Source organism: Psychrobacter sp. L7 (assembly GCF_002810365.1).
Lineage (GTDB): Bacteria > Pseudomonadota > Gammaproteobacteria > Pseudomonadales > Moraxellaceae > Psychrobacter > Psychrobacter celer.
The window spans coordinates 102,068-114,414 of sequence record NZ_NEXR01000010.1 but is presented as its reverse complement, the minus strand read 5'-3'; the positions used below and the strand labels follow the sequence as shown (position 1 = coordinate 114,414).

The following is a 12,347-nucleotide window of genomic DNA, read 5'->3' as shown; positions in this document are numbered from 1 at the left end:
TTGTGAGGCTTTTTTTATATCTCAACTGTCGTATTTATCTTGCTTTAGGACTCTGCCTTAGCAAAAAACAAGAAAGCTTTGCTATGATGCCCCGAGTAGGCTATAACTATAGTATAGAGTCTATTCTAAATAAAAGAGCCATGCGTTTATTAATCAGCAATGCTCATTACTTATTATAATAATGGCTGGCAGGGCTGAATCGTTATCTGTTTATTTTACAAGGAGTTTACTATGAAAAAACTATACGTTACTCGTACTGCCCCAAATCCGCGTAAAGCTTTGATACTCTTGGCGTCAAAAGGGATTGATGTCGATGACATGGATGACGTCGATGTGATAGATATCGACTTTGCAGCCAACGAGCAGATGTCGGCGGAATTTACCAAGATCAATCCGATGCAGACGGTACCGGTCTTGACCTTAGACGATGGGACGGTGCTTAATGACTCACAAGCGGTCTGTGAGTATCTAGACCGCGTCTATGGCGAGCGCTCAGTGATGGGGAATGATGTGGTACAGCGCGCGCAAGTTTGCTCCATGCGCCGCATCGCTGAGTTTGAGGTGTTGTACAACCTGATGCTGGCGTTTCAGCACAGTCATCCCTCCAAGGCTCAGCGCGTCGAGCAGGTTCCTGAGTTTGTCCAGCCATCTATCACCCGTGCTACCAAAGCCATGGGCTATTTTGAGAACGCTTTAGTAGGTCGCGACTATCTCGTGGGTGAGCAGTTAAGCTTTGCTGATATTGTGCTGTATTTGGGGTTGGATTTTGGCAAAATACTTAAAGTCGACCCAAGCGAGCAAGGTGAAAACCTAGCGCGTTTTTATCAAAAAATGAATGAGCAGTTTAGTATCAAAAATATGGCAAAAGCCAAGCCTGTAGATGGCAGTAGGTGACGAGAGATTGACACGAGAGATTGATAAGTAGTCGGCTGCTTACTTATTAAGTGTACCTTAATTAGCTGCTCAATTAACCTTTCAACTGCTGACAGCTTATATTCAATTAAAACAGCCTATCTCATGATTGGCTGTTTTTTTATGCAGTGTTAATAAGGCGTTATAATCAAGCCAAGATGGAAGCTGCAAGATAGTAACTCATGACTACTAGCACTAAAACATGGATTTGGGAACTATTTTTAAAAGATGTAATAAAAACAAACATTTTATTACATAGTGCAGTAGACTCAGCGTTATAGTGAGCAATCTGTCCTGAGCTTTTAGACGTTGCATAAAAAGCTTTGTAATAGAGCTTAAATGATATTTGACAGTTTTTTGGCCACATCTGTTTTATACAAGAAAAGAAACCAAGCTTACTAAGAGGTACGTTGTATGGTAAGTAAAACCGCAAAACCCGCTTCGAAATGGCTGCTATTACCAAGCATGCTAGTAGCAAGCCTAGCGCTGGGCGCTTGTCAAAAATCCACTGCGCCTGCTGATGGTGACACGGTGGATAGTCATGAAGCGGGGGCAACCAGTGAAGCAGATGGCGATACGCCAATAAACGAGATGAATGTAGAAAATACGGATACAGACGATGGCCATGATGATAAGCTGACGGTAGAGCAAAAAATGATCGCAAACCTATCGCGCTATCGTTGGACGTTATCGGATATTCAGAATGCTGGCAGTGGGCCCTCGGTGTCTATGCTGGCTGATATCAAAGACCAAGTATCATTATTGTTTAACCAAAATCAAGGGCAAGACACTTTGAGCTATAGCGTTGGCTGCAATGCTATGAGCGCGGTTTATCAGCTGCAAGGTCATACGTTGACCACCGAAGAGAGCATGAGTACACAAATGCTCTGCCAAGATCTCAATGAGGCTGAAAATCGTCTGAACACATTGATGCAGGGTACGAGTGAGCTGAGCGTGACGACCGAGGAGCGGCCCTTACTCACGCAAGTGACCAGCGATGAGGTGACGTTGACTTGGAAAGGGCGGCTGACCTCACAGGCGAAATATAATAGCAAAGGAAAAACCGTCTTTTGGGCCGTCAATGCCAAAAAAGCCCCTTGCACCACTGAGGGGACGCAGCAGTGTTTGCAAGTCAAACCCATCACTTATGATGATCAAGGTATCAAGACCAGTGAAGGTAAATGGGCTGCGTTCACGGGCGAAATCGAAGGCTATCAGCATGACGGCAAGCATGATGAAGTGCTGCGTCTCCAGCGCTATCAGCTGGATGCCGAAGACGCAGTATCAACAGGTGAAGAGTACGCTTATGTACTCGATGCCGTGATAGAAAGTAGCGTGGTAGAGTGAGGCTTTTAAGGTAAGTAAGTTGGTCGTTTTGGTTATTTAAAACGAGGGCTAGATAGCCAAAATGACATAAAAAAACACGCGTTCAAATGACGCGTGTTTTTTTATGTCTGATGGTTTGTAGACAAATAGCTTGATGACCTAGCGTAAATTGCCCAAGTCTTCTTCTGTTAGCCGCCAGCGGCCTTTTTTCTTAGAGCTGCCGCGCCCGCGCATAGCGCTGTTTAATATCAGTTTGTTCATCGAATGGCTGGAGTGAGCATGACAAATCGCACAAGCAAGGCCGTCGGCGGCATCTTGCTGTGGCACGACGTCTAACGATAGTATACGGCATACCATCTCCTGCACTTGCTCTTTGGCCGCTGCGCCATAGCCGCAAACCGCCTGCTTGATCTGACGAGCAGTGTACTCCGACACCTCTAAGTCTAGTGCTACCATCGCGGCGATGGCGGCACCGCGGGCTTGACCGAGCTTCAGCGCTGAGTCTGGGTTTTCGGCCATAAATACTTGTTCGATTGCCGTATGAATTGGCTCGTCAGTATATTTTAGATGGTGCTGAGTAATACGCGTCAACCCATTGAAAATACGCTTTAATCGCTCAGGCATCTCCTTAGTATCTGTGCGAATGGTGCCTGCATCGATATAGGTCAGTTTGTCGCCGGTTTGTTGCACGATGCCATAACCGGTCATACGCGAGCCTGGGTCAATCCCAATAATAATTGCCATAGTATTCCGTCTTACTTACATTTTGTTTTATATCTTAAAAATCCGCTATAAGTTTGATAGTATAGCAATCAATCCCCATATACATCATATGTTAGCCATCTTAATTTGTATGGCGCTTTATTTATTGGTTTTTATTTTATAGGACGACACTTTATGGGTCAGATCGTTGGTATCGCCATTGTTTGGTTTATTATTGAGATGCTGCTGTGGTATTTGCTTGCTCAGTTTATGAGTGGCTGGTGGGTATTTATGTGGTTTATCATCGCCGCTGTCATCGGTGTGTCACTGATGCGCAAAGGCATGGCCGCGCTCAACCCGATGGCGCAGCAGATGAAAGCAGGTGGCATGATGAATCCAGCGATGCGCCCGCAAGAGTCTACCATGCTAAAGAGTGTGGCGATGGCGGCAGCCGGTATTTTATTACTGATACCAGGGGTGCTCAGTGATTTACTAGCGTTATTGGTTGTGTTGCCGCCTGTACAAAAAAAGCTGAAAGATGCGGCCAACAACTATGTCATGAATAATCAGCAAAAAATGATGGAAATGATGGCAAAACAAATGGGTGGACAGATGGGCGGTCAAAACCCATTTGGTGGCATGGGCGGCCAAAATCCGTTTGGCGGTGCAGGTGGTATGGGTGGTCAAAACCCCTTTGGTCAGCAGTCGCAAAACCCGTTTGGCGATGTCTTTAAACAGCATACTACCGTAGATGGTACGGCAAAAACCGTGCCTAAAGATGTGAAAAAAATCACCAAGTCTGCCAATGATGAATCATAGCAAGCCGTAAAGCAGATAGCAAAAAGCCCCTTTCGTGATGAGCGAAAGGGGCTTTTTGCTGGTCTTGATGACTTATTTATCATTTGTATTTTACAAGCGATAAAATAAAGAGAAGACCGAATAGAACAACCGAAGTGCCGCCGCAAGATGGTGACCCATGAACCGTGAAGTTCAGGGCGGATGCGTCACTGCCTCTGCAGGTTTCCTGATACACCGCAAGCGGTGCAGGCATACACAATGAGGCAATAGGTACCACATCCTAGTAAAGCATTATCGGCTCAGGGAATAAACATCTACTAGCCAACACTTCAGAATAGTTTCATCTTAACCAATGAAAAGTGTGATTGCAAGTAACAATTACAGATTGCTACGTAGTGAAAATTTGTCAGTTTTTCAGCAATTTTCAGATATGTGCTAATATAGAGGGCTTTCAACACCCTAAGACAGCATTATAGGCGTTCATTCACTTGAGGAGCGGTAATATATGACCACGAACCAGCAACCATCAGAGTCTATCGATGACAATCAGGCACAACTTAATGACAAAAACGGCGGACAAAACAAAAAAACACCGCATGTTTTGATGATATTGGACGGCTTTGGTCATCGTGAAGAAGATAAGGACAATGCCATTGCTGCGGCCAATATGCCAAACTTGGATAAAATCTATCAGCAATACCCACATGGCCTGATCTCTGCCTCTGGAGAAGATGTGGGCTTACCAGATGGTCAGTTTGGCAACTCAGAAGTGGGACATATGAACCTCGGCGCTGGCCGCGTCCTTTATCAAGACTCAACGCGTATCTCAAATGAGTTGGCCAACCGTGAGTTTTATAAAAATCAAGCGCTGGTCGATGCAGTAAAAGCGGCAAACGACTTGGGCGGTAATGTGCATATCATGGGCTTGCTCTCTGATGGTGGGGTGCACTCGCATCAAGACCATATCGAAGCGATGTGTCACTCAGCGCTGGTACATGGTGCCAAAAACGTCTTTGTGCATTGTTTTCTAGATGGCCGCGATACGCCGCCTAAGTCTGCTGATAAATATATCGATCGCTTGCGTGACCATATCGGTAAGCTCAATGCCCACTACGAAGGTGGCCGCGTACAGATTGCCAGTATCATCGGGCGCTATTATGCCATGGACCGTGACAATCGCTGGGAGCGCGTCCAAAAAGCCTATGAGCTGATCACTGAAGGCAAAGCTGACCGCTTGGCAACGCGTGCCGATGGTGCTGTACAAGCCGCTTATAAAGCGCGCGAGACGGATGAGTTTGTCAGTCCGACGACTGTGATTGGCCGTGATGAAATGCCTTATACAGTTGAAGACAATGACGCGCTGATCTTTATGAACTTCCGCGCTGATCGTGCTCGCGAGCTTACCCAAGCGTTTGTGCTGCCAGATCATGAGTTTTCAGGGTTTGCCCGTCAAAAGCAGCCAAAGCTGGCCGCCTTTGTCATGCTGACCAAATACTCTGATGTGCTGGCTGACAATCCTCACACCAGCATCGCTTATCATCCCGCCTCATTGACCAACACCCTTGGCGAGTATTTGCAAAACATCGGCAAAACGCAGCTACGTATCGCCGAAACGGAAAAGTACGCTCATGTGACGTTTTTCTTTAGTGGTGGCCGCGAAGAGGAGTATGAAGGCGAGACCCGTATCCTAGTACCATCACCTGATGTGGCCACTTATGATCTGAAGCCTGAAATGAGCGCCCCTGAAGTGACGGATAAGCTGGTCGAGGCGATTGAGTCTGGCAAGTATGATGTGTTAGTGGTCAATTATGCCAATGGTGATATGGTCGGGCACACGGGCATCTTTGATGCCGCGGTGCAAGCGGTAGAGGCGCTCGATGTTTGTATCGGCCGTCTTGAGACTGCTGTGCGCACGGCTGGCGGCGATATGCTGATCACCGCTGATCATGGCAACTGTGAGCAAATGCAGGACTATGACAGTGGGCAAGTGCATACTCAGCATACCACCGAGTTGGTACCGCTGATTTATATCGGCGAGCAAAAACTCACGGTGCGCAGTGGGGGTAAACTCAGCGATATCGCTCCGACAATTTTGACCCTGATGAGTGTGGATGCACCAGCTGAAATGACAGGTAAGAGCCTATTGGTTCCAGCGTCGTAAGCCTGTTTTATGATCATACGCCACCCTCATGAGTAGCGGCGTGTTGCTCATTGCGGTGAATGACGATACTGTGGCTATGCTGTGAGTTGTGCTGTAGCGGTAATATGGCTATGGTAAGGACAGACAGACGTTGTACCGTTATATTATAAGGAGAGATCATGATTGTCTCTCCTTTTTTTCGCGATATTTTTAGGTATTTTTTTAGGTGTTTTTTATTATCACGACCGCAGTCTACCAATGACAGTTAACGATTTACATACTGAGGGTTTGCAATACACTACTAGTCTTAACTCTGCTCTTGATGCTATCTTATAAAGTCGCTATCACAGATATTTTTATAATAAAAATTACGATATTTTATGATTAACACGAGTATTTTATGCGTCCTATTTATGCCATACGCTCTTTTCTCATCAAAAAAATCAATCGCGATATCAGACGTTTATCCAGCACGCCTGCTTTATGTAAGCCTGTCTTTATGGCAGCGCTGCTAGGGCTGGTCAGTGTCAATATCTCTCAAGCGGCCGCGGCGCCCAGTCATCATTCGGCGCAGAAGCTGCAACTGATTGGCTTAAATACGGATGAGATAGATCCTGCAGAAGACAATCTATCAGATATCGCCGACATGCTAGAGGCAGCCGACGACATCGATGACTCGATAGATAGCGTTGCCGATGAAAGCGTGCTCAATGACGAGGCCGAGGTAATCGATACCGCGATACCGCCGGAGGTTGCGCATGTGTCATTGAATGCCATTTCTCCTGAGACGCTCAAGACCTTTGTCGCTGTGGTCGATTTGGTGCGCCGTGAGTATGTCGATGCGGTCAACGATGAGACGCTGTTTAATAATGCCATGAGCGGTATGTTGACCAAGCTCGATAGTCATGCTGAGTTTTTGGATGCCGAGGCTTATGAAAACCTGCGTGCCTTTACCGAAGGCGACGTAGGCGATGTCGGTATCAAGGTCAGCTATCAGCCGCGAGAAGGCTACTGGGTCATCACAGAGGTCATCGATGACTCACCTGCTGACAAAAAAGGCATCGCAGTCGGCGATTATTTGCATCAGGTGGGCGAGTTTAAGCTTGATGAAAATCGCCAAACCAACGACGTTGAGCAACTGCTAATGGGTATCGCTGGCACGCAAGTAGATGTGGTGACTTCTAAAGCGGGTCGCCGTAAACACACTACCACTTTGCAGCGAAATAACAGCCATCCGCAAACTATTGAGATAGAGCTGGTCGATGGTATTGCGGTGGTTAGGCTACCAGCCTTTCAAAACGATAGTCGTGACAGGCTGCTTGAGGGTTTGATCGATCTAGACGCGCCGGTTTCAGGCATTTTGTTGGATCTGCGTGACAATCCAGGCGGCGTGCTTACCTCGGCGGTGAATGTCGCCAGTCTGTTTATGAATGATACTGATGTGGTGCAGGTACAAGCGCGCCAAAACGAGCCGCGCGTGCTGTCCACGACAGGTGAGGCCATCCTTAAGCCTCTACCTATGGTGGTGCTACAAAATCGCTACTCGGCTTCGGCGGCCGAGGTGCTTGCCAGTAGCCTGCAGGCGCAGCAGCGCGCCACTATCCTTGGGGAGGTCAGCTATGGTAAAGGATCGGTACAGTCGGTGATTCCGCTAAACGATGAGCAAGCGGTCAAACTGACGGTCGCCAACTATATGACCGCCACGGGTAAAAAGATAGATGAGATCGGGGTGACACCTGATGTGATGCTCTCTGGAAATGAGAGCACGTGGCGACAGCAGGCTCTTGAGCTGGTCAAAGAGCGCGCCTTAACGTCAGGCGTTCGTTTTGTCCGAAAACCCAACCGCGCTCAGTAATACCAATCTAGATCATATAATGGTCGCCCGTGCCATAGATCGTCTCTGGTCCTTATTCCAGCTGGTCTTCATCGATCTCTAGTTTTTTCATGCGGTAACGTAAAGAGCGAAAAGTCGTGCCCAGCAGTTCAGCGGCTTGGGTTTTATTCCAGCCTGTTTGCTTTAGTGCGGTGATGATCAGCTGTTTTTCTTGCGCTTGTAAATAATGCTCTAAGCCTTGGGCGGGTAAGCCTGCATTGTTGATGTTTTTTGTCTCGTTTGGCGCTTGTACGGCCTGATTGGCCGTTTTTATGTTTTCGGCGCTGTCGCCCTGCGCCGTTTTTGGGTGATTGGCCGCCGCACCTTTGATGACAGAAGGGTAGTGCTGAGTATGGGTGCGATAAGGATGCAAGTTGCTGGCCGAAGTCGGGGCTTGGATAGGTTGACTCTTATCATCGCGTGCTGCTGAGCTGTCTATGGGCACCATTTGTTCCGATGGACTGTTTGGTAAAAGCGTGTCTGCTGAAGCAGGATGAGTGCGGGCGGCAGGTGTTTCAGCTGTTGGTGCTGTGCCTTGCGTAGCTGCGTTTACCGCATGCGGCTCTGTATCCGCCGGCGTCAACGCTGGCAGGCCCAGATGGTTTATATCGATATTTGGCGTTTCTGCTAGGGTTACTGCACGCTCAAGTAGGTTACGCAGCTCGCGCACGTTGCCTGCAAAGTCGTGATATTGCAAACGCTCACAGGCGGCTGCCGTCAGTGAAGGCGGCGTCTCCAATTGCCACTCTTCAGCGATCAAGGCCAAAAAGTGTGTCGCTAGTACAGGTATGTCATCACGGCGCGCGTTGAGCGTCGGTAGTTTTAATTCAATGACGTTGATGCGGTAGTAGAGGTCTTGGCGAAACGTGCCAGCTTGCACCAGCTGGGATAAATCTTTATGAGTTGCAGACAATATGCGGATATCGACAGGTATCTCTTTGGTATCACCGATGGCTCTTACCGTTTTTTCTTGAATGGCGCGCAGAAGTTTGACTTGCATCGCTAGCGGCAAGTCAGCCACTTCATCTAAAAATAAAGTCCCGCCATTGGCTTGCTGAAACAGGCCTTGTTTGTCAGCGACCGCGCCCGTGAAGCTGCCTTTTTTATGGCCAAAAAACTCTGACTCCATCAGCTCGGAGGGTATGGCGCCGCAATTCACAGGCACAAAGCTACCATCACGGCGTGGACTGAGGTCATGAATCAGTCTGGCGACCACTTCCTTACCTGTACCCGACGCCCCTGATAAAAACACCGGTGCTTGCGAGCGCGCCAGTTTTAAAATGGTGTTTTTCAGTGGTAGCATCACCGCTGAGTCACCGATCAGCCTACTATCGAGGAGTTTTTGCTCAGGGGTACACTCAGGCGCGGCCTCGGGGTCGTCACCTTGGTGAGTGACTTTAAGGGCATTTTCGACCAGTTGGCGCAGGCGCGGCAGCTCAAGTGGTTTATTGACAAAATCAAAAGCGCCAAGCTTGAGGGCTTCGATGGCCAAATCCATACTACCGTGCGCGGTAATAACGGCAATGGGCGTGTTGGTGCTGCCACTGATTTCTTTGACCAGCTCCAGCCCTGAGCCGTCAGGGAGCTTGAGATCCGTTAAGCAAAAGTCATACTCGCGCTCTTGCCAGTAGTCTCTTGCTTGTGACAATGTATAAGCCACATCACTTTTGATGCCCATCTTGGTTAAAGTGATTTGCATTAATCGGCACAGATCTACTTCATCATCAACGACTAGCGCGGTTTTTGTCATACATCATCTCATCGTATTCGGTAGCGAAAAATTATCAAAGCATCTATCACAATTGCAGTTAAGTACTTACAAATGCTCAGCTTATCAGTGCGGTATTGGGACACAAATAGTAAGGTCGTACCAATGCATTTTATACATGGGTGCGGGCATTGATGGCAGGTGCGATGAGGCGAAAGCAGGTTTTTGTGTGTTCAGGCACATATAGCAAGCGAGCTTGATTGGCTTCGCAAAAGGCTTGTGATAGATACAACCCAAGTCCTGTCCCTGCTTGATCTGTGGTAAAAAACGGATTGAACAGGTGCGGTAAGTCATGCTCGCGGACCCCAGTACCACCATCTAAAATATCGATTATAACATCGTTATCTGCACAATAAATCTCGATTTCCACAAAGGCATGAGGGTGGGCGTAGCTACTATGACGCAAACCATTGTTGATTAAGTTGATCAATACTTGCTCTAGTTGGTGGGTGTCAAAGGAGATGGTCGGCTGGGTCTTAACACGCAAAAACACGTCATGCCCCTGAAAATGGTTTTCTAAAAACGCAGGCATCCATTCGGCAAGTACGATGGGCTGCTGATTTGCTTGCTGCTGACGCGACAGCTTTAGGATGTCTTCTATAATGCGATTGACGCGTTTGGTCTGCGAAAATATCATTTTATACAGCTCATGATTGGCTGCGATGTGCTCATCACTATAATCAGGGGCAGGGCTTGTCATGTCGTTACTTGCTGGTGGGTGACAGCTTTCAACAACGTCCTCCATGAGCAACTGGCTGGCTTGTGAGATGGTGGCCAGTGGGTTTCTAATCTCATGAGCAATACTGGCCGTCAGCTGTCCTAAAGACGCCAGTTTTAGCTGCTGAGCGTTGGCTTGCTCACGGCGCAAATCTTCGAGCATGACCAGTTTACTGCCGTCTTTTAGAGGGATAATCTGTACACGTAGCTTGCCAAACACTGATACATTGGCCACGGCAGGTAAGTCATAAGTAAAGGTACGCGACTGTCCTGCTGCGACAGTCAAGCAGGCTTGAAGCAGCTGTGGATGCTGCTCGTCAAGTTGCTCTTCAAAATCTGCTAATTGGGCAGCAGATGCGCTATCGAGCCTGCGCCTATCGTTTGGCGTACGACTTTCACTGGTAGTAGGTACGGTGAGTGATGGACGATGAGGGATACTGAGCAGCTGATATGCGGCAAGATTTGCCAGCACGATATGCGCCTGATCGATGACAATAACGCCATTGACCATTTGAGTGATGACCTCTTGGTTGATGACATTTAGGCGCTCGACTTCCTTGGCATGACGAGCGGCCACTTTTTCTAACTGCACCAAACGCTGAGAGATAGACCAGCTCAAGCCACCCACCGCCAAAAAACTGGCAGACATCAGCAGTGCATCGCCTAAGTTGGTCAAGCTCATACTATTGGCAATGGCATAAAAAAACTGCTGATAAATAACAAAAATAATCGCCAGTAAGGTGATGATCAATGCTTGAGAGCTGTGAAGTAGCATAAAGCTTGCCGCTACCACTACCATATATAGCATGGTCAGCTGCAAATCAGGCGCACCTGCGGTATAAAGCAGCAAGCTTAAGATAATGACATCCAAAGCCAAGCCAAAGGCCAGCTGCTGGCGCATGTGTTTGTTGACCACATAAAACAAACCGAGCAATATCATGCTAAGCAGTACATAAAAGCTCAGGGTGGTTTGTTGCAAAAAACTGGGCAAAGACGCGCCGCTATCAGCACGCGCGGTGATATAGACCATGAGCATAGAAAACAAGCTCACAGCAAAGCGATAACTGCTATAAATAAGTCCTAATTTACGCAGCTGCGGCAATGGCAGGGTGTCATTGGGGGGCGCTGAGCGGGTGATGGTCGAGACAAAACGAATAGCAGGTTTCATAAATGTACCGTCATGGACAATCTTACTTGCTGACTTACAGGGCTGTCTGGCTTAGCTGGTTGACTTACTGAGCAGGCAAGTAGGCGAAGATTATGGCTGAATCAGACCATGACGAATCGCTAAATGTGTCAGTTTGACATCGCTATCGACCCCGACTTTTTCATAGATACGGTAGCGATACGTATTGATGGTTTTGACACTGACAAACAGCTGGTCCGCGATTTGCTGTGGGCTTTGGCAGTTGACGACCATCATCGCTACTTGTTTTTCGCGATCACTGAGCAAATCAAAGGGCGAGCTGGCATTGTCTGATAGCAAGACGTCTGCTAGCTGCTCTGCGACATCTTGGCTAAAATAGCGGCCCCCTTGATAGACTTTTTTTACTGCCCGTATCATTTCGTCTAAGGGTGTGCCTTTGGTGATATAACCGTTGACCCCAGCTTTGATCAGCATAGAAGGATAAGGCTGCGCCGACATACTGCTGACCGCCAAAATCTTGATACCCATGTCTAGCTGAACCAAACGTTTGGTGGCCTCAAGCCCGCCAATATTGGGCATATTGACATCGAGTAATACCACATCAGGGTGCAGCTGTTTGGCCATTTTGATCGCCATGTCGCCGCTATCGGCCTCACCGACCACCTCAATATCCGCACTGTCTGACAACATACGGCTGATACCCATACGTACCAAATCATGATCATCGACTACCAATACTTTAATCATCACTATACTCTTTACTATTTGTCAGAAGAAGGGATACTGCCTAGCATAAATCACAGACAAAAAACTGTCTAAGTTATTTTTTAGTTTTTGACGATGTAAAATACTGCTAATATATTATGTGGATGTTGTTGTTTAATATATCAAATTTTGAATAATTGCCATGCTTTGGGTTAAAATATATTGCTGAAATGTGAACCAATGTTTCTATAATATAAAG

General features: G+C 47.5%; 10 protein-coding genes and 1 other RNA gene. 5 read left to right on the top strand and 6 right to left on the bottom strand.

All coding sequences use genetic code 11. The features are described 5' to 3' along the window. The first annotated feature begins 231 nt into the window (after nucleotides 1–231). Nucleotides 232–894: a glutathione S-transferase family protein gene (locus CAP50_RS10160; RefSeq protein ID WP_100749908.1), complete on the top strand. Its 663-nt coding sequence runs from the start codon at nucleotides 232–234 to the stop codon at nucleotides 892–894. A gap of 432 nt (nucleotides 895–1,326) precedes the next feature. Then, complete coding sequence (locus tag CAP50_RS10155) at nucleotides 1,327–2,259, top strand: META domain-containing protein (RefSeq protein WP_100749907.1); 933 nt, start codon at nucleotides 1,327–1,329, stop codon at nucleotides 2,257–2,259. A 138-nt stretch (nucleotides 2,260–2,397) separates the two neighbouring features. Here CAP50_RS10155 and ruvC read toward each other — a convergent pair whose 3' ends face one another. Beyond that, complete coding sequence (gene ruvC, locus CAP50_RS10150; RefSeq protein WP_075100653.1) at nucleotides 2,398–2,982, bottom strand: crossover junction endodeoxyribonuclease RuvC; 585 nt, start codon at nucleotides 2,980–2,982, stop codon at nucleotides 2,398–2,400. A gap of 153 nt (nucleotides 2,983–3,135) precedes the next feature. Here ruvC and CAP50_RS10145 point away from each other — a divergent pair, with 153 nt between their 5' ends. After that, on the top strand, nucleotides 3,136–3,759 hold the full coding sequence (locus tag CAP50_RS10145; RefSeq protein ID WP_100749906.1) for an FxsA family protein: 624 nt from the start codon (nucleotides 3,136–3,138) through the stop codon (nucleotides 3,757–3,759). A 122-nt stretch (nucleotides 3,760–3,881) separates the two neighbouring features. Here the strand turns inward: CAP50_RS10145 and ssrS are convergent. Further along, nucleotides 3,882–4,077, bottom strand: a non-coding RNA gene (ssrS, locus tag CAP50_RS10140) — 6S RNA. 166 nt (nucleotides 4,078–4,243) lie between these two features. Between ssrS and gpmI the strand changes: the two genes are divergently transcribed. Next, nucleotides 4,244–5,899 carry a 2,3-bisphosphoglycerate-independent phosphoglycerate mutase gene (gene gpmI / locus CAP50_RS10135; RefSeq protein WP_100749905.1) on the top strand — a complete coding sequence of 552 codons (1,656 nt, stop codon included), beginning with the start codon at nucleotides 4,244–4,246 and terminating at the stop codon, nucleotides 5,897–5,899. A gap of 13 nt (nucleotides 5,900–5,912) precedes the next feature. Here the strand turns inward: gpmI and CAP50_RS12740 are convergent, their stop codons facing one another. After that, the gene (locus tag CAP50_RS12740) at nucleotides 5,913–6,059 is read right to left on the bottom strand and encodes a hypothetical protein (protein ID WP_172953119.1); all 147 of its coding nucleotides are present in this window, start codon (nucleotides 6,057–6,059) and stop codon (nucleotides 5,913–5,915) included. A 219-nt stretch (nucleotides 6,060–6,278) separates the two neighbouring features. Here CAP50_RS12740 and CAP50_RS10130 point away from each other — a divergent pair, with 219 nt between their 5' ends. Then, nucleotides 6,279–7,733 carry a S41 family peptidase gene (locus CAP50_RS10130; RefSeq protein WP_100749904.1) on the top strand — a complete coding sequence of 485 codons (1,455 nt, stop codon included), beginning with the start codon at nucleotides 6,279–6,281 and terminating at the stop codon, nucleotides 7,731–7,733. A 52-nt stretch (nucleotides 7,734–7,785) separates the two neighbouring features. Here the strand turns inward: CAP50_RS10130 and CAP50_RS10125 are convergent, their stop codons facing one another. The 3 genes from CAP50_RS10125 to CAP50_RS10115 all read right to left on the bottom strand — a co-directional run bounded on the left by CAP50_RS10125 (nucleotide 7,786) and on the right by CAP50_RS10115 (nucleotide 12,130). Beyond that, nucleotides 7,786–9,501: a sigma-54-dependent transcriptional regulator gene (locus CAP50_RS10125; protein ID WP_100749903.1), complete on the bottom strand. Its 1,716-nt coding sequence runs from the start codon at nucleotides 9,499–9,501 to the stop codon at nucleotides 7,786–7,788. Nucleotides 9,502–9,631: 130 nt separating this feature from the next. Continuing rightward, the gene (locus tag CAP50_RS10120) at nucleotides 9,632–11,404 is read right to left on the bottom strand and encodes a sensor histidine kinase (protein WP_100749902.1); all 1,773 of its coding nucleotides are present in this window, start codon (nucleotides 11,402–11,404) and stop codon (nucleotides 9,632–9,634) included. A gap of 90 nt (nucleotides 11,405–11,494) precedes the next feature. Then, nucleotides 11,495–12,130 carry a response regulator gene (locus CAP50_RS10115; RefSeq protein ID WP_075100658.1) on the bottom strand — a complete coding sequence of 212 codons (636 nt, stop codon included), beginning with the start codon at nucleotides 12,128–12,130 and terminating at the stop codon, nucleotides 11,495–11,497. Nucleotides 12,131–12,347 lie beyond the last annotated feature (217 nt).